Origin of the sequence: Rhodococcus sp. SB1D (assembly GCF_048573875.1) — a bacterium.
GTDB classification, from domain to species: domain Bacteria; phylum Actinomycetota; class Actinomycetes; order Mycobacteriales; family Mycobacteriaceae; genus Rhodococcus_F; species Rhodococcus_F qingshengii.
The window spans coordinates 241,524-264,420 of the sequence record NZ_JBMAIQ010000006.1 but is presented as its reverse complement, the minus strand read 5'-3'; the positions used below and the strand labels follow the sequence as shown (position 1 = coordinate 264,420).

General features: G+C 61.9%; 22 protein-coding genes. 12 read left to right on the top strand and 10 right to left on the bottom strand.

What is annotated here, in order from left to right:
• Position 1: 1 nt before the first annotated feature.
• The 4 genes from ACN50D_RS16210 to ACN50D_RS16195 all read left to right on the top strand — a co-directional run bounded on the left by ACN50D_RS16210 (position 2) and on the right by ACN50D_RS16195 (position 4,598).
• Positions 2 to 706: an ABC transporter ATP-binding protein gene (locus tag ACN50D_RS16210; RefSeq protein WP_020906733.1), complete on the top strand. Its 705-nt coding sequence runs from the start codon at positions 2 to 4 to the stop codon at positions 704 to 706.
• A 9-nt stretch (positions 707 to 715) separates the two neighbouring features.
• Positions 716 to 2,356 (top strand): class I adenylate-forming enzyme family protein, encoded by a 1,641-nt coding sequence (locus ACN50D_RS16205; RefSeq protein ID WP_054186878.1) that lies wholly within the window; start codon positions 716 to 718, stop codon positions 2,354 to 2,356.
• 68 nt (positions 2,357 to 2,424) lie between these two features.
• Complete coding sequence (locus ACN50D_RS16200) at positions 2,425 to 3,444, top strand: alpha/beta hydrolase (protein ID WP_208689759.1); 1,020 nt, start codon at positions 2,425 to 2,427, stop codon at positions 3,442 to 3,444.
• Positions 3,445 to 3,575: 131 nt separating this feature from the next.
• Positions 3,576 to 4,598, top strand: coding sequence for an alpha/beta hydrolase (locus ACN50D_RS16195; protein WP_042923292.1), 1,023 nt, complete (start codon positions 3,576 to 3,578; stop codon positions 4,596 to 4,598).
• A 5-nt stretch (positions 4,599 to 4,603) separates the two neighbouring features.
• On the opposite strand, the gene ramB is transcribed toward ACN50D_RS16195, so the two are convergent.
• The 4 genes from ramB to ACN50D_RS16175 all read right to left on the bottom strand — a co-directional run bounded on the left by ramB (position 4,604) and on the right by ACN50D_RS16175 (position 8,486).
• Complete coding sequence (ramB, locus tag ACN50D_RS16190; protein WP_212633911.1) at positions 4,604 to 6,016, bottom strand: acetate metabolism transcriptional regulator RamB; 1,413 nt, start codon at positions 6,014 to 6,016, stop codon at positions 4,604 to 4,606.
• Positions 6,017 to 6,141: 125 nt separating this feature from the next.
• Entirely contained in the window at positions 6,142 to 7,401 is a 1,260-nt protein-coding gene (gene fmdA, locus ACN50D_RS16185; protein WP_042923284.1) for a formamidase, read from the bottom strand.
• A gap of 94 nt (positions 7,402 to 7,495) precedes the next feature.
• The gene (locus ACN50D_RS16180) at positions 7,496 to 7,783 is read right to left on the bottom strand and encodes an FmdB family zinc ribbon protein (RefSeq protein ID WP_037129638.1); all 288 of its coding nucleotides are present in this window, start codon (positions 7,781 to 7,783) and stop codon (positions 7,496 to 7,498) included.
• 79 nt (positions 7,784 to 7,862) lie between these two features.
• Complete coding sequence (locus ACN50D_RS16175) at positions 7,863 to 8,486, bottom strand: serine/threonine protein kinase (RefSeq protein ID WP_223304378.1); 624 nt, start codon at positions 8,484 to 8,486, stop codon at positions 7,863 to 7,865.
• Positions 8,487 to 8,989: 503 nt separating this feature from the next.
• On the opposite strand from ACN50D_RS16175, the gene aceA reads away from it, so the two are divergent.
• The 4 genes from aceA to ACN50D_RS16155 all read left to right on the top strand — a co-directional run bounded on the left by aceA (position 8,990) and on the right by ACN50D_RS16155 (position 14,871).
• Positions 8,990 to 10,279, top strand: coding sequence for an isocitrate lyase (aceA, locus tag ACN50D_RS16170; protein WP_003941533.1), 1,290 nt, complete (start codon positions 8,990 to 8,992; stop codon positions 10,277 to 10,279).
• Between the two features lie 184 nt (positions 10,280 to 10,463).
• Positions 10,464 to 11,360, top strand: coding sequence for a 3-hydroxybutyryl-CoA dehydrogenase (locus ACN50D_RS16165; RefSeq protein WP_003941541.1), 897 nt, complete (start codon positions 10,464 to 10,466; stop codon positions 11,358 to 11,360).
• Positions 11,361 to 11,451: 91 nt separating this feature from the next.
• Positions 11,452 to 13,767 carry a 5-methyltetrahydropteroyltriglutamate--homocysteine S-methyltransferase gene (metE, locus tag ACN50D_RS16160; protein ID WP_073512145.1) on the top strand — a complete coding sequence of 772 codons (2,316 nt, stop codon included), beginning with the start codon at positions 11,452 to 11,454 and terminating at the stop codon, positions 13,765 to 13,767.
• 63 nt (positions 13,768 to 13,830) lie between these two features.
• Positions 13,831 to 14,871 (top strand): NAD(P)-dependent alcohol dehydrogenase, encoded by a 1,041-nt coding sequence (locus ACN50D_RS16155; RefSeq protein WP_003941488.1) that lies wholly within the window; start codon positions 13,831 to 13,833, stop codon positions 14,869 to 14,871.
• Between the two features lie 37 nt (positions 14,872 to 14,908).
• Here the strand turns inward: ACN50D_RS16155 and ACN50D_RS16150 are convergent, their stop codons facing one another.
• A complete protein-coding gene (locus ACN50D_RS16150; protein ID WP_003941515.1) occupies positions 14,909 to 15,703 on the bottom strand; it encodes an RNA polymerase sigma factor SigF in 795 nt (264 codons plus the stop codon).
• A complete protein-coding gene (locus ACN50D_RS16145; protein WP_003941553.1) occupies positions 15,700 to 16,131 on the bottom strand; it encodes an ATP-binding protein in 432 nt (143 codons plus the stop codon). The genes ACN50D_RS16150 and ACN50D_RS16145 overlap by 4 nt, the downstream gene beginning before the upstream one ends.
• Positions 16,132 to 16,522: 391 nt before the next feature.
• On the opposite strand from ACN50D_RS16145, the gene ACN50D_RS16140 reads away from it, so the two are divergent.
• A complete protein-coding gene (locus ACN50D_RS16140; RefSeq protein ID WP_007735372.1) occupies positions 16,523 to 16,966 on the top strand; it encodes an STAS domain-containing protein in 444 nt (147 codons plus the stop codon).
• Between the two features lie 68 nt (positions 16,967 to 17,034).
• Here ACN50D_RS16140 and ACN50D_RS16135 read toward each other — a convergent pair whose 3' ends face one another.
• Positions 17,035 to 18,303 carry a glycosyltransferase gene (locus ACN50D_RS16135; RefSeq protein WP_212633910.1) on the bottom strand — a complete coding sequence of 423 codons (1,269 nt, stop codon included), beginning with the start codon at positions 18,301 to 18,303 and terminating at the stop codon, positions 17,035 to 17,037.
• Between the two features lie 120 nt (positions 18,304 to 18,423).
• Between ACN50D_RS16135 and ACN50D_RS16130 the strand changes: the two genes are divergently transcribed.
• On the top strand, positions 18,424 to 18,837 hold the full coding sequence (locus tag ACN50D_RS16130) for a DUF6292 family protein (protein WP_003941464.1): 414 nt from the start codon (positions 18,424 to 18,426) through the stop codon (positions 18,835 to 18,837).
• Positions 18,838 to 18,859: 22 nt separating this feature from the next.
• Here ACN50D_RS16130 and ACN50D_RS16125 read toward each other — a convergent pair whose 3' ends face one another.
• On the bottom strand, positions 18,860 to 19,429 hold the full coding sequence (locus ACN50D_RS16125) for a DUF2231 domain-containing protein (protein WP_064114015.1): 570 nt from the start codon (positions 19,427 to 19,429) through the stop codon (positions 18,860 to 18,862).
• Positions 19,430 to 19,543: 114 nt separating this feature from the next.
• Here ACN50D_RS16125 and ACN50D_RS16120 point away from each other — a divergent pair, with 114 nt between their 5' ends.
• Positions 19,544 to 19,765 carry a hypothetical protein gene (locus ACN50D_RS16120; protein ID WP_039973486.1) on the top strand — a complete coding sequence of 74 codons (222 nt, stop codon included), beginning with the start codon at positions 19,544 to 19,546 and terminating at the stop codon, positions 19,763 to 19,765.
• 16 nt (positions 19,766 to 19,781) lie between these two features.
• Here ACN50D_RS16120 and ACN50D_RS16115 read toward each other — a convergent pair whose 3' ends face one another.
• Both ACN50D_RS16115 and ACN50D_RS16110 read right to left on the bottom strand, forming a co-directional pair.
• The gene (locus tag ACN50D_RS16115; protein ID WP_054827968.1) at positions 19,782 to 20,636 is read right to left on the bottom strand and encodes a polyphosphate kinase 2 family protein; all 855 of its coding nucleotides are present in this window, start codon (positions 20,634 to 20,636) and stop codon (positions 19,782 to 19,784) included.
• 57 nt (positions 20,637 to 20,693) lie between these two features.
• Positions 20,694 to 21,428 (bottom strand): TetR/AcrR family transcriptional regulator, encoded by a 735-nt coding sequence (locus tag ACN50D_RS16110; protein WP_003941527.1) that lies wholly within the window; start codon positions 21,426 to 21,428, stop codon positions 20,694 to 20,696.
• Positions 21,429 to 21,598: 170 nt separating this feature from the next.
• Between ACN50D_RS16110 and ACN50D_RS16105 the strand changes: the two genes are divergently transcribed.
• Positions 21,599 to 22,879 carry a DUF445 domain-containing protein gene (locus ACN50D_RS16105; protein ID WP_020968906.1) on the top strand — a complete coding sequence of 427 codons (1,281 nt, stop codon included), beginning with the start codon at positions 21,599 to 21,601 and terminating at the stop codon, positions 22,877 to 22,879.
• The last annotated feature ends 18 nt before the right edge of the window (positions 22,880 to 22,897 follow it).

The following is a 22,897-nucleotide window of genomic DNA, read 5'->3' as shown; positions in this document are numbered from 1 at the left end:
CATGCTCGAACTCGACAGAGTCACAGTTCGATACGGATCCGCTGTCGCCGTCCGGGAAGTCTCCCTTGTCGCCCCCGCCGGTGAAGTGACAGCGATCGTCGGGCCGAACGGTGCGGGCAAGACCAGCTTGGCGGGATCCATCTACGGCTCGGTTCCCGCCACCGGGACAATCAAATTCGATGGTCGAGAGATCCAGAAATTATCGGCACTGGATCGTGTCCGCAGCGGATTTGCCTACGTTCCCCAAGGCAGGCAACTGTTCATGCGAATGTCCGTTCGCGAGAACCTACGCGTCGGCGCAGACCTGCTGGGATTGAAAGCCGAAGCCGTGGAAACAGCTTTCGAGAGGTTCCCGATCCTGCGTGAACGCTCGGAGAGTTATGCCGGGGTCCTCAGCGGTGGTGAGCAGCAGATGTTGGTTCTGGGGCGGGCCCTTCTGGAAACCCCGAAGGTGTTGCTCCTCGACGAGATGATGACAGGACTGGCACCGAAAATCGTCGCGGAGCTGCGAGCATTGGTCGGGGGTCTGGCCGCCGAGGGTGTGACCGTCATCGTGACGGAACCGGCACTTACTGCACTGAAATCGGTTGTCGACCGCGGATATGTCATGCAGCGCGGCGAACTCGTCCGCGAATGCGATTCCGCAGCGACACTGGACAACGCGTACAAACAATCGATGGGCGTCCTCAGCGCCGACGGGAGATGATCGACGATCATGCTTGAAACGAAGACACTCGACTTCACCGTCGGTGAATTCGCCACGAATCCGGACCGCTTCGCCGGCGTCAGCATCAGCGAAATGGTCAGGCATTGGTCTGAGACCATCCCGGACGAAACCGCCTTTGTCACTCCGGAATCGAGGGTGTCGTGGAAGCAGTACGACGCGGCTGCCGATGCGATCGCGTCGGCGCTGGATCTAGCTGGTGAGGGATACGGACATGTAGCCGTGTTGCTCCCCGACACCGCTGTATTTCATGCGGCTCTCTGCGCAGCATTTCGTACCGGCCGCGTCGCCGTCGGAATCGGTTCGCGCTCGGGCATTCGCGAGATCTCTCATCTGATCGCCCGCTCGGAAGCCTCCGTACTCGTCACCACTCGCACGCTGCGCGGCGTCGATACCGCCGAACTCGTGGCGAGTCTGCGGGCAGAGCATCCCGGACTGGACGTCGTCTTCGCCGACGAACGCGCCGACGTGAGTTTCGAACGCGTGAGCGCAAACGGCGAACTCACCTCGTTGCCGGTCGAGCTAAAGCAGTTCCCCGCAACCAGTCCGTGTTTTGTCACGTCAGCCGTTTCGATGCTGAACTCGACCTCCGGCACAACGGGCCTACCCAAACTGGTCACACAAACCGAGGATCGTTGGGTTGGTTTCTCCGAGATTGCCGCCGAGGCGGCGGCGATCGGTTCGGATGAGGTGTTCCTCGGCGCGGTTCCAGCACCTTTCGGATTCGGCCTCTGGACTTCGCATTTCCTGCCGGCACTACTCGGTGCTCGCAATGTCGTCATGGAACGCTTCGACGTTTCGGTGATGATCGAGTTGATCGAGCGCGAACGGGTGACTGCTTTGAATTGTGTGAGTACACAATTCAAGATGCTGTTGCGTTCGGAGGCCGCGGAATCGGCCGATCTCTCGTCACTTCGTTTCATGTTCACCGGTGGTGAAGCCGTGCCCTATTCGGAGGCGCTGGCATTCGAACAACGTACCGGAGCGGCTGTCCTGCAGTTCTACGGATCGAACGAAACCGGCGCCGTCTCGGTGACGACGGTTTCGGACGATTCCGACACCCGACTGAAGACGTGCGGCCACGTCATCGATCGCATGCGAGTTCGTGTATTCGACGATGCGGCAAAGGAAATGACCGGCTCCGTCCGCCGCGGTCAGCCTGGGGTGAACGGACCGCTGATGTGTCAGGGCTATTGGGGGGACACCGATGCGAACGACGAGTTGTACACCGATGACGGTTGGATGCTTCTCGGCGACATCGTCGAGATCGACGAGACAGGACGGGTGCGTGTGGTCGGGCGCAAAGCCGACATCATCATTCGTGGCGGCAAGAACATCTCCGCGGTCGAAGTCGAGGAGTACGTGCGCGCGCACCCTTCGGTGGAGTTGGTCGCCGTGGTCGGGGTCGACGATCCGCTGTTCGGTGAGAAGGTCTGTGCGGTCGTCGTGTCCGCCGATGACGATCTGAGTTCGGAGGATCTGACCGCCTGGCTGCAGAGCCGAGGAGTGACCCGCGAGTACATACCCGAGTACGTGATGACGGTCGCCGAATTGCCGATGGCGGCAGGCGGCAAAGTAGCCAAGGGTGAAGTCAAGGCACTCGCGCAGAGGCGGATCGCTGAACTCGGCTGATCGCACTTGGCGGTACCGGCTTCGCGTTACGCTGATCCGGACATTGTGCCGAGAGTGAAGGAAACCCGATGACGAACCCTTCACCGCATCGGTGGCGCAGGCGCTTGCTGTGGGCTCTGGCAATTGTGTTCGTTCTGGTCGGAGCCGTGGTTCTGGCCTTCGTTCTGAGCCCGAGACCTGGCGCACTCACCGTGCGATGGGTCTTCGATCGTGATGCGGTGAAAGTCACCGAGGCGCTCGAGAAGCACGCGCCCGAAGGCGTCGACTCGATCAAGGACCAGCAGTACCGCGCCGATGACGACGACGCATACCTGGATGTCTACTTTCCCGCAGCGACGACGACCGCATTGCCTACGGTGATCTGGACTCATGGCGGTGCCTGGATCTCGGGAAGCAAGTCCAACTACGCGCCGTACTACGAGTTGCTGGCCTCGCGTGGCTACACAGTTGTGTCCCTGGACTACTCACTCGGACCTGAGCACCACTATCCGACGGCAGTGCGGCAGCTCAACGACGCTCACGCGTACGTCGTCGCGAATGCGGAACGGCTGCATGTTGATCCGACGAAGATCGTTCTGGCCGGTGATTCTGCGGGAGCGCAACTCTCGAGTCAGCTCGCCACTCTCATCACTGATCCCGCCTATGCGAACCGTGTGGGCGTGGTCCCGTCGCTGCGGCCGGATCAGTTACGTGGAGTAATCCTGAACTGTGGAATCTACGACGTCGGGAACATGGTCGGCGGACCCGGCATCATCGGTTGGGGAGTTGATCGGTCCCTCTGGGCGTATACCGGCGTGCGTGACTTCATGAGTACCGACGCAGCGGATCAGATGTCGACCTTGAACCACGTCACCGATCGATTTCCGCCTGCCTACATCAGCGGCGGCAACGCCGATCCGTTGACGGATTCTCAGTCGAAACCGATGGCTGACAAATTGACCGGGTTGGGAGTTGCGGTCGACACACTGTTCTATCCGGCCGATCACGTTCCGGCGCTCGGTCACGAGTATCAGTTCGATCTGGACAATGCCGACGGTCTCACTGCACTCGATCGCACGGTTCAGTTTCTCGAGGCTCATACCGGCTAAATGTCGGATTGTGGTGAACCACTGCGAAAATGGTCATTTTGGACAAAGCTCCGCGGGTGCGTTGCCAGGGAATTCTCAACTAGTCCTTTTGGTCTAGCCTGGGTGAATCCGATCCGACCCCAGGAGTTGTTGTGCGCGCGTCTTCCCCCGACAGACGGCGAAGGCGCATTGTCGGAACCGCGGCGGTATTCGTCGTCATTCTGCTGTCCGGGGTAACCGCGGCACTCGTCAGTCCGTGGCCAGGAGTTCTCGTCGTACGGTGGATGTCAGCGGGTGGCTCCGAAGCGACACACGCACAACTCGACAGACATGCACCATCAGGAATCGTCTCGGTCCTCGATCAGTCGTACCGCGAAGGCGACGACGATGCACAACTCGACGTCTACTACCCGTCGGAGTCCACTTCGGCGCTACCGACGGTGGTCTGGGTGCACGGCGGCGGCTGGATAGCGGGTTCGAAAACCGACACCGACGGTTACTTCAAACTACTGGCCGATCAAGGGTTCACTGTGATTTCGGTGGACTATTCACTGGGGCCGGACGCGTATTACCCCACCGCAGTGAATCAGCTTAACGACGCGTATCGATTCATCGTGAGCAATGCGGACAGGTTGCATGTCGATTCGAACAACCTCTTTCTTGCCGGAGATTCGGCAGGCGCGCAGTTGTCCAGTCAGTTGGCGACCGTCATGACCAGCCCTGACTACGCGTCGGAAATGGGTGTGGAGCCGGCATTACGTCCCGAGCAGATACGCGGAGTTGTCCTCGACTGTGGGGTCTTCGATCTGAAACCGCTGCTGTCACAGGGGAAGTACTTCGGTTGGGGCGTCGACAAGCAATCGCTGTGGGGGTACCTCGGAACGAGGGACTTCGACGGGTCGACTGCAGTGGGTCAGATGTCGACACTGGGTCATGTGACCTCGGACTTTCCAGCGACGTTCATCACCGGCGGAAATGTCGACCCACTGACCGCCAGCCAGTCGAAACCCATGGCAGAACGGCTCGCCGATCTGGGCGTCGAGGTCGATGCACTGTTCTACCCGGACGATCACGAGCCTGCACTCGACCACGAATATCAGTTCGACCTCGACACCGTGGACGGGATGGTCGCGTTCGATCGCACAGTCGCGTTCCTGCGCGACCATGTGCGTTAGCGCGGTCAGCGAATCACGTACGGCGAAATCGAACTCCGGTGCTCGCTGATGTCGAGGTCTTTACCCAACGGAGGGAAGGCACGCTGCGGACAATTGAGGCGTTCGCAGACACGGCAGCCCGAGCCGATCGGCGTTCCCGGATTCGACTCGTCCAGATCCAGACCGTCGCTGTAGACGAGTCGGTGGGCGTGTCGAATCTCGCATCCCAATCCGATGGCGAAGATCTTTGCGGGCTGTCCGTATCGAGCCGCTCGACGTTCGACCGTGCGAGCAACCCAGAGGTATCGGCGGCCGTCGGGCATCTGTGCGATCTGAGGCATGATCTTGCCCGGATACGAGAACGTCTCGTAGACGTTCCACAGCGGACACGTACCGCCGCTGGTGGAGAAGTGGAATCCGGTGGCGGACTGACGCTTCGACATGTTTCCGGCACGATCGACACGCACGAACATGAACGGAACCCCGCGAAGTTTGGGGCGCTGCAGGGTCGAGAGGCGGTGGCAGATCGTCTCGTAGCTCGCGGAATAGAAGGCAGACATACGCTCGATGTCGTACCGGAAGTCCTCGGCAACCTCGTGAAACTGGCTGTAGGGCAGCACGGTGGCCGCGGCGAAATAGTTGGCCAAACCAAGCTTCGCCAGGGAGACCGACGCTTCGCTGGTGAAGTTGCCCTCGGCCACCAACGAGTCGAGCAGGTCGCCATGCTCGAGGTATGCGAGTTCTGTCGCGAACTTGAAGACCTGTTGCCCGCCGGAGAGTCGTGCGGAAATTTCCAGGACCCTGGTGTCCGGTTCGTAGCGATGAAGTATGTTCTCGCCCAAGTCGACTCGTCGAACGATCTGCACGTCATGGACGGACTCGAGGCGTCTGGCGATCTCGCCGGCGACGTCGCCACGGTGAAAGCGCATCCGGGCAGTGAGTTCTTCGGCCGCGGTGTCGAGATCGTGGATGTAGTTCTGTCGCTGATAGAAGTAGTCGCGCACTTCCTCGTGCGGCATGGTGATCGAACCGCTGCCGCTGCCGTCCGAGAAACGGTCCTCCGTGGCTGCGGCGAGCTGCGCCGTCGTGTTCCGGAAGCGGCGATGCATGTTCACCATCGCCTTGGCCAGGCCCGGGTGGGTGGAGACCATCTCCGCGATTTCGTGGGCGTCGGCGTCGATACCCATCTCTTGATCGAGGGCAACTTCACGCATTTCCGCGATCAGGCGTGTGTCGTCCTGCGGGGAGAAGAAGGTGGTGTCGACACCGAAGACTTCACTGATTCGCAGGAGCACCGGCACGGTGAGTGGCCGGACGTCGTGCTCGATCTGATTGAGATAGCTTGCCGAGATCTCGAGCGTCTTGGCCAGGGAAGCCTGACTCAACCCGCGCTCGGTCCGCAGTTGGCGGAGCCGGACACCGACAAAGGTTTTCGACATTTTCCCAGGATACGAGTGACAGTCCGGCTTCGCAAAGGTGGGTTCGCAGTCTTCGCACAGGGGCTCCGCCCCCGTGAGTGGTTGAGGAGCCTCGGCACTCCCTAACCACTCACGGGGCCGGAGGCCTAGACCCTGTTCTCCGAACGAGGGGCGCCGATTCCGGGATCGATCTGGAACGGCCCGCTCGACGAGGGTGCAAGGGGGAAGTCGAAGATCGCAGTCGGGAGATAGACCGTCGAACACGAGTTGGGGATATCCACGACACCCGACAGGCGGCCCTCGATCGGCGCCGCGCCGAGTAGCAGGTACGCCTGCTCTGGCGCGTACCCGAACTTGGTCAGATACTCGATCGCATGCAGGCACGCACGCTGGTAGGACAGATGTGAATCCAGGTACTTCTGTTCGCCGTCCAACGTGACGGAAGTGCCCGAGAACGCAAGCCACTCGGAATACTGCGGATCCGTGTTGCCCGGCATGAAGATGGCGTTCTCGGAAACGCCGTAGGTATCCATTCCGCCCTTGATGATGTCCACACGAAGATCGATGAAGCCGCCCATCTCGATGGCACCGCAGAAAGTGATCTCACCGTCGCCCTGGGAGAAGTGAAGATCGCCGACCGACAGATTCGCACCGTCCACGAACACCGGATAGAAGATTCGGCTGCCCTTGGTGAGGTTCTTGATGTCCTGGTTTCCGCCGTTCTCACGCGGGGGAGCGGTACGAGCCGCCTCGCCGGCCACGCGTGTGTACTCGTCACCGGTCAAGGTTCCCAGTACTGCATCGCGGGGCTCGGGCGGAAGTGCAAGCGGGGGAACCCGATTGGGATCGGTGGCAATGAGGGCGCCCTCGCGGGCATTCCACTTGGCGAGCAAGGCTGCCGACGGAGCCGTGCCCATGAGTCCCGGGTGGACGATGCCCGTGAACGAGACGTGCGGAATGTGACGCGACGTCGCCGTTTGGCCGGAGAAATCCCAGACGGCTTTGTACGCATCGGGGAACTGTTCGGTGAGGAAGCCGCCGCCGTTGTTCCGAGGGAAGATGCCCGTGTACCCCCAGCCTTGGCCGGCCAACGGACCCGAATCTTCTTGGGGGATAGGCCCGATATCCAAGATGTCGACGATCAAGAGGTCGCCGGGCTTCGCGCCTTCGACGGCAAAGGGGCCGGACAGCGTGTGGACCGTGGTCAGTGGTGCATTGAGAATGTCGTCGGCCGAGTCGTCGTTGTGTATTGCGCCGTCGAACCATTCGCGGCAATGGACACGAAACGCATCACCGGGTTTCACTGTCACCGCCGCTGGGATGTCCGGGTGCCACCGATTGTGGCCGACGATTGCCTGGTCGGTGAATTTCTTGGCGGAATCGAGTGGAAACAGCAGTTCAGGCATATGCACTCCTCATTCTCGAAGAAACGGAAAACTCGTGGCGGCAGGACTTTCGTGTCGGATCGGGCCTCATGGCGAGGACGCGCGGTGAGGACGCTCAGGGGCGAGGTAGCTTGCGGTGCAACGGATTGGACGTCGTCGGGGCAGATTGCCGGCCGCGGCCGGGTAGCGACCCACTGACCACGGCAGGCTCGTGAGCCGATCGAGCAGTGCTGTCCAGTAGACCCATCGCGGCCGACGACGCGTGACTCAACCGGGGAGACGAGACCACCCGCTTGGACTCGAGACTGCACTGGGGGCAAGTAATCGACTGGGGCACTTCGGCCATCGCGAACGACCGCTCGAGCGGGCCGCAGCCGGTACAGCGAAACTCGTACAGAGGCATGCGGTCACGCTATCGGAGGATCCGTAAGTGCGACACTGGAACGACACGCACCGGGTTGCCGATGCCGCAATTGCGCCCGTCAGCGCAAGTACACAACCGCGTTGTCTCCGCCGGTACAGGTGACGATGCCGGAGGTCACCTTGCATGCCATCGTGTACTCCTTGCCGGTCACCGGACTACGTGCGGACACGGTGCTGGATGCACCGGTTGCACCGGAGTTCCCGTAGGCGATCCGAACCGCCTCGGCAAACTCACATGAAGTTTTGCCCCCACTTGTCGCGGACTCCTTGTAACTTCCGGCCGGCTGCCCGCCGGGGCAGGCGGACGCACCGGCCGGGAAGTTCGCGGCGCGTGTGGTCGTCGGGGATGTCGTGCTGGGAGCGGTTGTCGTGGTGCCGGGTGTGTTCGCGGCGCTGATGGTGGTGTGGGCGGCGCCACCGGCGGCCGAGTTGGGGACGTCCTTCGGCCAGAGGACCCAGGCAAGCCCGCCGAAGAGAGCCAACACAGTGATGACTCCGATTACGGATACCGGAATCACCCAGCCGGGCCGACGCGGCGGCGGATTTCCACGTGGCGGTGCAGGCGGGAATCCCTGGGGCGGGGGATACGACTGCGGCGCGGCTCGGTAGCCCAACTGCGGCGGCTGTGGACCGGATTGCGACCATGCCTGGTTGTTCGGTGGCCGCTGATAGTTGTCGGGCACCGCTTTATCGCCCGGTCGGGGGCGTCGAACGACAAGTCATGGTTCGACAGCATATGGCCGGCGAACGGGTTGTCTCCGGCTTTCCCAGGGGTAGATCCCGGAATTGTCCTAGCGAAGGCTGTTGCCGAGGAGTGATTGCGGTCACTCGCGGGTAGTGAAGTTGGCTCCGAAGTAGCGGACGGGCCTGTTCCGAGTGGCGTGCGAACTGCCGGAATTCGCAAGCGGCGGAGTTGAGTGCATTTCGTTCACAGCCTGCGGTTTCTTTCCTACTCGCCAGTACGGAACCTGTCCGATTGGGTAGTACCAGCCGCGTAGGAATCTTCACAGACTTAGCAAAGTGTGTTGAAAAGGTAGCGAAGATTGGCATTAGCAACAGGTAGACGGCACTTTTTCGATGTGCCATTCTCGGTAAGTACACAAGAAGGGCCTGGCAAGTATGTGAAGTAGTACGCACGTACTGCTCACAACAGGCCGGACCAGCAGATCAAAGAGATGGAGTCTTGATGTCGACCACCGGCACCCCGAAGACCGCAGCTGAGCTCCAGCAGGATTGGGACACCAACCCTCGCTGGAAGGGCGTTACTCGTAACTACACGGCCGATCAGGTCGTCAAGCTCCAGGGCACCGTCGTCGAGGAGCAGACCCTCGCTCGTCGCGGATCCGAGATCCTGTGGGATCTCGTGAACAACGAGGACTACATCAACTCCCTCGGTGCACTTACCGGCAACATGGCTGTGCAGCAGGTTCGCGCCGGCCTGAAGGCCATCTACCTCTCCGGTTGGCAGGTTGCCGGCGATGCGAACCTCTCGGGCCACACGTACCCGGACCAGAGCCTCTACCCGGCCAACTCGGTTCCGACCGTCGTCCGTCGCATCAACAACGCACTGCTGCGCGCCGACGAGATCGCCAAGACCGAGGGTGACACCTCCGTCAGCAACTGGCTCGCTCCGATCGTTGCCGACGCCGAAGCCGGCTTCGGTGGCGCTCTCAACGCTTACGAGCTGCAGAAGGCCATGATCGGCGCCGGCGCTGCCGGTGTCCACTGGGAGGATCAGCTCGCTTCGGAGAAGAAGTGCGGCCACCTCGGCGGCAAGGTGCTCATCCCCACGCAGCAGCACATCCGCACCCTGACCTCGGCTCGCCTGGCTTCCGACGTCGCGGACGTTCCGTCCGTCATCATCGCCCGCACCGACGCTGAGGCCGCAACCCTCATCACCTCCGACGTGGACGAGCGTGACCGCCCGTTCCTCGACGGAACCCGCACGGCTGAAGGCTTCTACGGCGTCAAGAACGGCATCGAGCCCTGCATCGCTCGCGCCAAGGCTTACGCACCGTACGCAGACCTCATCTGGATGGAGACCGGCGTGCCGGATCTCGAGGTTGCAAAGAAGTTCGCCGAGTCCGTTCGCAGCGAATTCCCGGACCAGCTCCTGGCCTACAACTGCTCCCCTTCCTTCAACTGGAAGGCGCACCTGGACGACGCGACCATCGCGAAGTTCCAGAAGGAGCTCGGCGCAATGGGCTTCAAGTTCCAGTTCATCACGCTGGCCGGCTTCCACTCGCTCAACTACGGCATGTTCGACCTTGCCTACGGCTACGCCCGCGAAGGCATGACGGCATTCGTCGACCTGCAGGAGCGCGAGTTCAAGGCTGCCGAAGAGCGTGGCTTCACCGCCATCAAGCACCAGCGTGAGGTTGGCGCCGGCTACTTCGACACCATCGCCACCACCGTTGACCCCAACACCTCGACGGCAGCTCTCAAGGGCTCCACCGAAGAGGGACAGTTCCACTAAGAACTGACTTCGGGTGGGGGAGAGGCTCGGCTTCGGGTCTCTCCCCTGCTTGTATCACCGCACTACTTTCTCTCGTCTTCAAGGCAGTTCCGATTGCGTCGGCCACCAGCGTCGACGCAGTTCGAAGTGCTTGTTTTGCAACACCTTCACCAGACAAACTCCACGAGACAAACAAGGAGCTGACGTGACCAGCGAAAAAATTCAGCGCGTCGGCGTTATCGGCGCCGGAATCATGGGTGCCGGAATCGCCGAGGTGTGCGCCCGCGCACATGTCGATGTTCTGGTCTTCGAGCAGACTCGCGAGCTTGCAGCAGCCGGGCGTTCACGCATCCTGCGTTCGCTCGACCGCGGCGTGAGCAGCGGAAAGATCACAGAACGTGAGCGTGAGCAGGCCGCATGGCGTCTGCGTTTCACCTCCGATCTGGGAGATTTCGCGGACCGCCAGCTCGTCGTGGAGGCCGTCGTCGAAGACGAGAAGATCAAGAGCGAAATCTTCGCCGAGCTCGACGCGGTCGTGACGGACCCGGATGCGGTTCTCGCGTCCAACACGTCGTCGATCCCGATCATGAAGCTCGGCATCTCGACCAAGCGTCCCGAGCGAGTCATCGGCATGCACTTCTTCAACCCGGTTCCGGTTCTGCCGCTCGTCGAATTGGTGACGACGCTCAAGACCAGTGCCTCCGTCTCGCAGCGCGCCGAGGCTTTTGCCAGCGACATCCTCGGCAAGCAGGTCGTCCGCAGTGCCGACCGCTCCGGCTTCGTCGTCAACGCACTCCTGGTGCCGTACCTGCTCTCGGCGATCCGCATGGTCGAGTCGGGCTTCGCGACCAAGGAAGACATCGACAAGGCAACGGTTCTCGGCCTCGCGCACCCCATGGGTCCGCTGGCTCTGACGGACCTGGTCGGACTCGACACCGTCAAGTCCATCGCCGACTCCATGTACGAAGAGTTCAAGGAGCCGCTGTACTCCGCTCCGCCGTTGCTCCTGCGTATGGTCGAAGCCGGCTTGACCGGCAAGAAGTCCGGCGCGGGCTTCTACGAATACGCCGACAACGGTCGCTCCACCAAGCAGGCAAGCTAAGGCCCAACGCCCCTGTGCGCCTTTCTGGTAGTTCCGGCTACCACAAAGGCGCACAGGGCGCTCGCGCCCCTCGGTTAGAAAGGTCGACCGCATGTCCAGCAGCACTGCAGCATTCGGCTCCAGCGTCCTGGGGTATCCGCGCATCGGGCCGCGCCGTGAGCTCAAGCGCGCCCTCGAGTCCTACTGGCACGGCACTTCGGACAAGGACGCACTTCTCGCGGTCGCCAAGGAACTCCAGGAATCGACCTGGAGCGAATTGGCTGCGACGGGATTGAGCCAGGTTCCCGGCAACACCTTCTCCTTCTACGATCACGTGCTCGACAATGCGCTGCTCTTCGGCGCAGTGCCGGAGCGGTTCAAGCCGCTCGAGGGCGCCCTCGAGCCGCTCGATTTCTACTTCACGATGGCCCGCGGCCGCCCGGACTTCCCGCCTCTCGAGCTGGTGCGCTTCTTCGGTACGAACTACTACTACCGTCAGCCCGAGATCGACGCGAACACAGTGTTCTCGCTCAACTCGGATGCACTTCTCGACGAGTTCGAACGTGCGAAGGCGCGCGGCATCGAATTGCGCCCCGTCATCATGGGGCCCGTCTCGCTGCTTCTGCTTTCGAAGGTCGGACCTGCCACCGAGAAGTCCGATCCGAACTTCACCCCGCTCGACCTGTTGGACGCGCTCCTGCCCGAGTACGAGAAGCTCTTCGAGCAGCTCGCCAAGGCCGGTGCGACCTGTGTTCAGTTGGACGAGCCTTCGGTCACCGAGGATCGCACCCCCGAGGAGCTAGCCGCTCTGGGACGTGCGTACGAGAAGCTGTCGACGGCCCCGCTGCGCCCGCGCCTGTTGGTGACGGGTCCGTACGGCAAGTTCGGCGAAGCCCTCAACATCTTGGCGCCCACCAAGATCGAAGCCTTCGGTCTTGACTTGGTGCACGGCAAGATCACGGCCGAGGAACTGGCCGCGGTGCCGAACATCAAGCGCAAGCGCATCTACGCGGGCGTCGTCGACGGTCGCAACGTCTGGCGCGTCGACCGGTTCAACACCTTGACGTACCTGAACGAACTCAAAGACGTTGTGCCTGACCTCGTCGTCTCCACGTCGTCGTCGCTGCTGCACGTGCCGTACGACGTGCTCTCCGAGTACGACATTCCGGGAGACGTCGCAGACCGTCTGGCTTTTGCGAAGCAGAAGGTCGGCGAAGTCGTCTCACTGGCGAAGGCGCTCACCGAAGGTCCTTCGGACAAGTGGCGTAAGCGTCCGACGAAGGTGCACTTCAAGCTCAAGCACGCTGTCCGTGCTCGGGTGAACGCGATCAAGCCCGAAGATCGTGTGCGTGCACCGTACGAGGAGCGTCGTAAAGCTCAGCAGGAACGGTTGAATCTGCCCTTGGTGCCGGCCCAGACACTGGGTTCGTTCCCGCAGACCGACGCGATTCGCCAGGCTCGTTACGAACTCGGCCAGGGGCGTTTGGAGTGGGACGACTACTACAAGCGCATCCAGGAAGAGATCCAGCGCACAATCCGTCTGCAAGAGGACATCGGTCTCGATGTTTTCGTGCACGGCGAGCACGAGCGCAACGACATGGTCCAGTACTTCGCCGAACTGCTCGAGGGCTATGCCTTCACGCACAACGGTTGGGTCCAGGCCTACGGATCTCGTTGCACGCGTCCGCCGATTCTCTACGGCGACATCGCACGTCCGAAGCCGATGACGGTCGAGTGGATCGCGTACGCGCAGTCGCTGACCGACAAGCCGGTCAAGGGCATGCTGACGGGTCCGGTCACCATGATCGCCCGTTCGTTCGTTCGCCAGGATCAGCCGCTCTACGAAACGGCAGAGCAACTGGCACTTGTCATTCGAGACGAAATCGCGGATCTCGAAGCTGCCGGAATCGCCATCATCCAGGTGGACGAACCGGCAATTCGTGAACTGCTGCCACTGCGTGAGGACGGCCGGGAGGCCTACCTGGAGTGGGCCGTCGACGCGTTCCGTCTGGCAACAGGTGGAGCGAAGCCGGAAACACAGATCCACACACATCTGACGTACTCCGCTCGGTCGTCGGTGGTCGACGCCATCGAACGGTTGGACGCCGATGTGACGGCTATCGTCGCGACCCGCTCCATCACGTGGGTTCTCGAAGCACTCAAGGAAGGCGCGCTCACGCACGGCGTCGGTCCCGGTGTCTACGAATCTCGCTCGGCTCGGATTCCCGACATCGACGAACTCGACGAATTGCTCACTGAGGCAAGCGAATCGATCTCTCTCGATCGCTTGTGGGCAAACCCGGACGGCGGCCTCAAGACCCGCCATCCGTGGCAACTCGAGCCTTCGCTGCGCAATATGGTTGCGGCCGCGAGGCGCCTGCGTCGTCGGGCCGAGCAAGCCGAGCGCGACGCCGGGAAAGCCACGTAAAGAACAAGTCATGGAGGGGCCTGCGAGTTGCAGGTCCCTCCATGCACGGGTAGGCATGTGTGCATGGTTACTGCTGCTGCTTATGCCGCGACGTCCGCTGACGGTCCCCTCGAGAAGACCACTGTCGAACGCCGCGAGCTCGGTCCACTGGACATTCTCATCGACATCAAATTTGCCGGCATCTGCCATTCCGACATCCACACCGCTCGCAACGAGTGGGGCGGAGCCAAGTACCCGATCGTCCCCGGACACGAAATCGCCGGCGTCGTCGCCGCCGTGGGTTCCGATGTCACCAAGCACAAGGTCGGCGACCGAGTGGGCGTCGGCTGCTTCGTCGACTCGTGCGGGGAGTGCGACGCCTGCACCGCCGGTGAAGAGCAGTACTGCCGCAAGGGTGTGACGGGTACGTACAACGCCACCGGCCGCGACGGCGAGCGCACTCAGGGTGGCTACTCGACGCACATCGTCGTCACCGAGCACTTCGTGCTCTCGATCCCGGAGGGCATCGAACTCGACGTTGCAGCGCCGCTCCTGTGCGCGGGCATCACCTTGTACTCACCGCTGCGGCACTGGAACGCCGGCCCCGGCAAGAAGGTCGCCATCATCGGTTTCGGCGGCCTCGGGCACGTCGGCGTGAAGATCGCCAAGGCGCTCGGAGCGGAAGTCACCGTCCTGAGCCAGACGCTCGGCAAGAAAGACGACGGGCTTCGCCTCGGCGCCGATCACTACTACGCGACCAACGACCGTGAGACGTTCAAGGCTCTTCGCGGCGAGTTCGACCTGATCCTCAACACGGTCTCGGTCAACCTCGACATCGACGCCTACATGTCCTTGCTTGCCATCAACGGCACTCTCGTCGAACTCGGCCTGCCCGAGAAGCCGATCGAAGTTCGAGCATTCTCGCTCGCCGCAAACCGTCGTAGCCTCGCCGGTTCCATGGTCGGAGGTATCCCGCAGACACAGGAGATGCTCGACTTCTGCGCCGAGCACGGCATCGGCGCAGAAATCGAACTGATCCCGGCGAGCGACATCAACGACGCTTACGAGCGCGTGATCAAGAGCGACGTCCGATACCGATTCGTGATCGACACCGCAACGATCTGACCCGCTCGGTCCTGCCCAGTCGAATTGTTCGCGGAGCTCAGTCGAGTTGCTCGCGAAGATTACTCAGTGTCTTCGCGAGCAACCTCGACACGTGCATCTGGGACACACCTACTTTCTCGGCGATCTGTGTCTGCGTCAGATTTCCGAAGAATCTGAGCATCAACACCGTCCGCTCTCGCTCGGGCAGCTTGTCGAGAAGCGGACGCAACGCCTCGTGATTCTCGACGTTCTCGAGAGCTGCGTCGTAGTCACCGAGTGTCTCCACGAGCGGGAGATCGTCGGTGTGATTGGACGCGGCACCGTCGACCGAGACCGTCTGATACGCGTTGCCGGCGATCAAGGCCTGGGCAACTTCTTCGCGTTCGATCCCCAACGTCTCGGCCAACTCGTCGACGGTCGGCGCGTGTCCGAGCTGTTGTGACAGCTCGCTGATGGCCTGCCCGAGTTGGAAGTGCAACTCCTTCATCCGGCGGGGAACCCGCAATGCCCAACCGGTGTCGCGGAAGTGTCGTCGAACCTCGCCCATGACGGTGGGAACTGCGAACGAGACGAAATCGGATCCGCGCGTGGAATCGAAACGGTCGACGGCGTTGACCAGACCGAGACGCGCCACCTGAACCAGATCGTCGTGTGCCTCGCCACGACCGTCGAATCGTCTGGCGATGTGCTCGGCCAACGGTAGGCATCTGGTGATGAGTGCAGTGCGCACTCGTTCGTACTCCGGGCTGTGGGGCTCGAGGGTCCGCAGTTCCTCGAAAACTGGTATTACGTCCCGATATTCGTCGGTGGACCGCCGACGCGGGCGTGACGGGCCGTCTGCGGAAGCGGTCACAGGCGCCCGCTGAGGGCCTTGGTGAACTTCATGGTGGTGATGTAGCCGACGCCGCCGAGGTTCTCTTCCTGGTCGAGCGAAATCGAATCGGTGAGTTCGGTGAGGATGTGCCACCCGAACGAACGCTGACTGCTGTCCTCGTACTCCGTGGTCGTCGTGGACACGGACACGTGCAATTGCGGGGGCGTGAAGACGAACCGACACACCAGAACCGAATCAGGCGCAGCGCGAACGATCAGATGCGTACAGATTTCGTCCATGGCCAGTTTGATGTCGGCGATGGCGTCGAGGTCGAAGTTTTCCTGAATGGCAACGGTGGCGGCCAGTGCACGCAAAATCGACAGCTGATCGAGAGTCGCTTGAATCCTCAACTCCACAACTGGCTGAGTCTGATCCTGATCGGGCTCGAGTGCGCTGAGGTGTGCCATAAGTTCTCCGGATCGTCGTACCAGGGGTCGCGGTGAAGTCTGGTGCCGAGAACGATACCCATCCCGACCTTCACAGTGACCCCCGAACACGAAATTTGGTCGATGGTGGTGCCGGGGTAAACGACACGATTCTGCTCACGACCGTTGGCGATCGCAACATCGGATTACCTCGCGGAACCGCAGACCAAACCACATTTTTGTTCGGAACACCGAAACGAATGGTCGCAACGCACTTGTGACGTCCGTCATGCTGGCGTACTGTTTCAAACCGAGGTTGAGCACACAGCCGATGAGGGATTTATCCGTATTTCTGGAGACCCGTTCATCGTGCGTCTCCTTCGGAGGTCCCTTCTCTTTTGCAGAGTGTAAACCGTTGCGGGATGGGAGAACCATGACTGTTGTTCCAGGATCATCTATTTCAGGCTTTACGAACGCGGCGAAGGGATCGGTAGACTACGGACCTCCCGCGACCGGGACAGCGACCGCATCGTTTCACGCGCACCGCATCAGTGCACACACCGCTGTGATCAAAGTTCGTGGTGAGATCGATCTGATGAGCGCCAATGCTTTTCGTGACTTCTTGACGTACCACGTGGCCGCGGACCGGACGCTGGTCGTCGATCTATCCGAACTCGAATTCATGGGGACGTGCGGCTTGTCCGTGCTGTCGGTCCTGTCGACGCGATCACGCGACGTGGGCGGCACACTCGCGCTCGTCTGCGCCCGCCCGGTGCAAAGGTTGCTCAAAGCAGCTGGTCAGGAGTCGATGTTTGCCTGCTACGAGTCGCTCGATCATGCAATCGGACTCGAAGAGACCCGACGTTTTCCCGCTTGATCACGCAGTTTCAGTCCAAGCTTCGTGAAATCACCTTCGTGAATTCAGTTTCGTAGAGCCCGTCAGCGTCAGTGCACTTCACTTCGGTGAGTGCCCTTGTGTTGGCGGGCTCTCGGCGGTGCTGTGACGCAGCGGCCGTAGGTGCGGACCACTTCGGTGGCGACGTGATCCCACGAATACGATTCGCACGCTCGGGCCCGGCTCTGCCGTGCGAACGCCGCGCCTTCGTCCTCGTCGTCGAGAAGATGGCGGACTGCGCGAGCGGTTTCCACCGGGTTGTTGACCGGGACCCGACGCCCGGTGAGTCCGTCGATCACCGTATCCCGCAGTCCGCCAACAGGAGTCGCGACTACGGGAACTCCGCACGCCATTGCTTCCAGTGCCGCGATTCCGAACGGTTCGTATCGAGGGGTGCACACGAGGGCGTCGGCCGATCGCATCAGTTTCGGTACTTGGCGGTGCGGAACCCGTCCCAACAATTGGACGCGATCTGCGACGCCGAGGCGCTCGGCGAGCTTGACCAAGCGGATCGCCACTTCGTCGGTGCTCAGTTGCGCGACGGGTGGCCCGCCGATCACCACCAACTCCGTATCCGGCAGCGAAGCCAGCGCGGCGACGGCAACATCGAAGCCCTTCTGCTCCACCAGTCTTCCGACGCAGATCAATCGATGCGGTGCGGTTTTCTTCGCGGCGGGTCCCTCCGGGGTGAATGCTTCGGTGTCCACGCCCGAGGGCACCATCGTGGTCCGTGATCGTGGTGATCCCTGCCGGACCAGATCGAAGATTTCGTCCGAACTGGTCGCGATGACATGGGTTGCGCCCCTGGCGATCAACGGTTCCAGGTGAGTCCGCTCCGAGGGGCTGTCGTCGGCTGCTCCGAGGTGGCGGTGCGCCGCAGATCCCAGGGAATGGAATGTCTGAAGTACGGGGATGCCGAGCGATCGGGTCGCGAGTTCCGTTGCCACACCGGACATCCAGAAGTGCGAGTGCACCACATCGGGTCGGTCGGTACTCCACTGAGCGCGCAGAATGCTGGCAAAGGTTCCCAGGTGAGGGAGGATGTCGGCATCCGGGAGAGCCTGCGTCGGGCCGGCCTCGAGATAGTCGACGGAGTACCCGGCGCGGGCGCGAACGCGGTCCGGCCCACCGACGTGGGCACGCCTGGTGAAGACGGTGACGTCGTGTCCGGCACGAACCAAGGCGGCAGACAGTTCGTCGACGTGCAGGTTCTGTGCACCGGCTGCCGAGCAGCCCACCGGTGCGAGTGGATCGGCGTTCACCGACACCATGGAGATCTTCAGCATTCGTCCGGGAGCCATAGCGGGCGAGTACTTCATCGGGTCCCCTCTCCACTTGATCGGTTCGTCTGGGGATACCCGGAGTCCGTGATCTGAACCGGGTTTCGACGCGGTCAGCGCTGGGCACATTCCAAACACGATGGCGAGGAGTGAGGTTCGATGACAGAACAAATGCTGGTCGACGCAACCGTCGGACTCGGGTTCGAGCGGTACGTACAACGGGTGGCGGTCGGTGTGGGGGCCGGCATCGAGCAGTGGTGTTGCAGGCGCGAGCACCCTCTGGAGGCTTACATCGCATTGGACCGAACTGTGCCGCGTTTCCCCGGGCGCGAGGTGGCTTTGCTGTGGGAGGAGACGTGCGGTTGGGCCCTGGCCGTGGAGACCAGATCAGGGGAGGACCTCATCGTTCTCGGATATCTGGGCGAACACGCAGTGCCGACCCCGGACGCCGTCGCCGATTTTGCCGCGACACTGGGTACGCGCAGCCCACACTGGGTCATGAACAGACCATTGGCGGATTCGGACGAGACCGCGCGAGAACTGCGGAGCTACTCCGGAAGTGCTTACGCCTGAACAGTATCGAGGTCCGATCGGCTCAGTTGACTACATCCAGGATGGGATCGAGAACCGGAGTCGCTGCAGCCTCGACGGCCGGATCGTCCATGAGCTTGAAAACGATGTGACCACCGAGCGCGCCACCGACACCGACCGCGGTGAGCGCCAGCACCGACAGCACTCGCGCCAGCGCGAGTGAGTCCTTTCCGCGTAGCCTGTACGACGCCGCAAAAGACCAGATCCCCACTGCATTCGACGCCGCGTGCACCAGCCCCACTCGGCGTGCGACGTCGCCACGTTCGGACCAGTCCAGCCATCCCGTCAGCAAAGCCGGCGGAGTCGAAACCAATCCGAGCCCGATCAGCCGTCGTGCAGTCTGCGGATCGCCTAGAACATCGAAGACCAACGAAGCCGTCCACGCGCCCGCGGGAATGGTCACGAGGGCAGGATGGATGGGATGCCCGACGGCGGCGCCGCGCAGAAGTGCGGCGACAGTGCGCGATCGGTCGGATCGCTCCGTGATCTCGAGGATTCTGCGCCTGAGGCCAGTGGACGGACCGTCCAGTCCGCGAGCGGATTCGATTCCGCGATAAAGAGTTCCGATGTCCATGTAATTCGGCTACCCGGCGTAGACGTCGGGAAACCTCGCGACGGCAGTGTCTTGTCGACCGTCATGCTCCGGCGTACGGTCGAAACGAAAGAGATCCGACCGGAGGAGCGAACGATGAAGCTCAATCTCTTTGCAGCGTGGGCGTCGTATTTCCTGGTGCTGGCCACAGTGGTCTGCCTCGGCAGTTTTCTGGTGGCGGCAGGTTCAGGCCAGGGTGGTTGGGCATTGATCGCCGGCCTCGCCGGCGTCGCGTGCATCGGCCTCGCGGTAGCCCTGTACGCCAGTACTGTGCGTCACGACCACAAAGTGCACCGCGAATCCCCACACCTGTTCTGATCAGGCCTGCTTCTGATCAAGACTGTGCGAGTCGTGCCTTCTCCGCCTCGATGTCGAAGTCGGCAGGGGGCCAGTCGAGATCGAGCTTTTCCAGAGCGTCGATCAGTAGCTCCGTGACCGCAATGCGGCTGTACCACTTCCGATCACACGGCACGACGTACCACGGCGCGTGCTCGGTCGACGTCTTGTCGAGCATTGCCTGATACGCCTGTTGATATGCAGGCCACAAACCGCGTTCGGTCACGTCGCCAGGGTTGTACTTCCAGTACTTGTCCGGGCGGTCGAGACGTTCTTCGAGTCGCTTCTTCTGCTCGTCGAGCGAGACGAACATCGCGACTTTCACGATGGTGGTTCCGGCGTCGACGAGTTCCTTTTCGAACTGGTTGATCTCGTCGTAGCGCTTGCTCCAGACATCCTCCGGGACAAGATCGTGGACGCGCACTACCAGGACGTCCTCGTAGTGGGAGCGATCGAACACACCGAGATAGCCGCCGCGGGGGAGTTCCTTCTTGATCCGCCAAAGGTAGTGATGTTGCTTTTCCTCTTCGGTCGGGACGCCGAAGGCCGCGTGCTGAACTCCCGAAGGATCCACGTGACCGATCACGTGTCGGACCATGCCGCCCTTGCCTGCGGTGTCCATTCCTTGCAGAACCAGCAGGACTGAACGACTGTCCCCGGACCGGCCGTTGGCGTACAGCAACTCCTGCAGGTCGGACAGAACCGCGCCGCGTTCCTCGAGCAGACGTTCGCCGTCAGCTTTGTTTCCGGTGAATCCCGGAGTGCTGTTGCGATCGAGTTGATCGAGTTCGAACCCGGGCTCCGCCCGCAGGGTCTTGGCGGCCGGTGTTTCCCACAGCGAGTCTTGTGCCATGCCGAAAGAGTGCCACAGGATCGCGCCCGGCGGCTCGAAAGTTCGGTCTCGGGCGAGTCAGTCCTCGGCAGGCTTGACGAGGGGATGCGGAACCGACTTGAACTTGGCCGGTGATCCGTTGACCGCAGCTATGCCGGTGATGCCGCCCCACGTCATCATCGTGAGGTAGTCGATCAGCGATTCCGCGGACATCGACTTGTTGGAGATCCACCAGTGCGTCGCGAGCTGAATTCCGCCCACGATCCCGAACGCCCACGGCAGCGAACCGCCGGAATCCATCTCCATCTCGCGAAGACGATTGCCCAACACCGTGGAGAGCAATTCGGCGATCATGCGCTCGGAATCGGCAACGACGTCGCGGTTGGCGCCGGCGCCGTTGGCCATGACGTAGAGGTAGATGTCGGGGTCGGATGCCACCGTCTCGACGTATGCGGTGATGCTCGCCTGGGTGAGTTCGAAATCGTCGAGATCGCCACTGATCGCTTCGTAGATACGCGGCGACAGGATGGTCTCGACGTACCGCATCATCGTGGCGGTCGTGAGGTCGCTCTTGTCGGCGAAGTATCGGTAGAGCACGGTCTTGGAGACACCGATCTCGGACGCGATCTCGTCCATGCCGATCTCACGGCCGCGCGCGCGGATGGCGGCGATGGTGCCGTCGACGAGTTCCTCGCGGCGAGCGATCTTGTGCTCACGCCAACGACGCTTCCGACCGTCGGATTTCTCGGGCTTCGCATCAGCAACGACTGGGCCGTCTACCTGCTCGTTGTCCTGCACGGCATTCTTGGCCACGAGTCATCTCATATCTGTGGTGCGAGCCACGTCCGATCGGTCTACTTTCCGGTCCAGCTTAATGTCCGCGCCTTTATCTCGGGCACTCACATCCGCAGTTCGGGGGATTAGGTCCTGCAGAATCGGACTTCGTGTCGCTCGCGCTACGCCGCGTCACACCTTTCGGCACAATGGCGAGGGTGCAGCAACTGAGCCTCTCCGCCTTCGACGACGCCGCCAAGCGTCGGGACCTTCGCAAGATGAAGGTCTTCGCTACTGGCCTTCTGGGCTTCGCGACGGTGGTCTACATCTTCTGCCGGTGGCAGGAATCCCGCGGCGCCGGAGAGTGGGTCGGGTACGTCCGGGCCGCGTCCGAGGCAGGCATGGTCGGCGCGCTTGCCGACTGGTTTGCCGTCACCGCGCTCTTCCGTCATCCGATGGGCCTTCCCATCCCGCACACTGCCATCATCAAGCGTAAGAAAGACCAGCTCGGAGCCAGCCTGAGCTCATTCGTCGGTCAAAACTTCCTGGCTCCCGAGGTTGTGTCGGCCAAGGTGCAGCAGGCGCAGATTCCGCTGCGGCTCGGCACGTGGATGGCCGAACCTGCCAACGCCGCTCGCGTCGCCGCCGAGACGTCGACGGTCTTGCGCGGCATGGTCGAGGTTCTTCGCGACGAGGACATCGCCCAGATCATCGACAACACGATCGTGAAGCGTCTGGCCGAGCCCATGTGGGGACCGCCGATCGGCCGAGTGCTCGGTGAACTTCTCAAGGACAACAAGCAACTGCCGATCATCGAATTGCTTGCCGAGCGGGCACATCAGTGGGCTCTCGGCAGCCAGGAGACGATCGATCGTGTGATCGTTCGCGATTCGCCCGCGTGGTCGCCGAAGTTCGTCGACGCCATGCTGGGGGAGAAGATATACAAGGAACTCGTCGAGTTCACCTGGAAGGTCCGTTCCAACCCCGAACACGAGGTACGCCTCGCCGCCAACCGCTTCCTGATCGACTTCGCCGATGATCTGCAGAACGACCCGGAGACCATCAAGAAGGCCGAGGGGATCAAGGCCGAGATCATGGGTCGCGAGGAAGTGACGGGTCTGGCGTCGTCGACATGGCAGGTTGCCAAGCGGCTCATCATGGAGTCCGTCGACGATCCGAACAGCACCCTGCGGACCAAGGTCGCCGAGAACGTCGCCGGCTTCGGAGTCAGGCTGCGTGACGACGAGTCCATGCGTGAGAAGGTCGACGGCTGGCTGGTGCAGGGCACCAAGTACATCGCGGAGAACTACACCGACGAGATCACTGGAGTCATCAGTGACACCGTCGAGCGGTGGGACGCCGACGAAGCGAGCCAGAAGATCGAGTTGCAGGTCGGTCGAGATCTTCAGTTCATCCGTATCAACGGCACCGTTGTCGGCTCGATCGCCGGACTGCTGATCTACACGATTTCGACGCTCATCTTCGGCTGAGCTGTCCGGTATGTGACG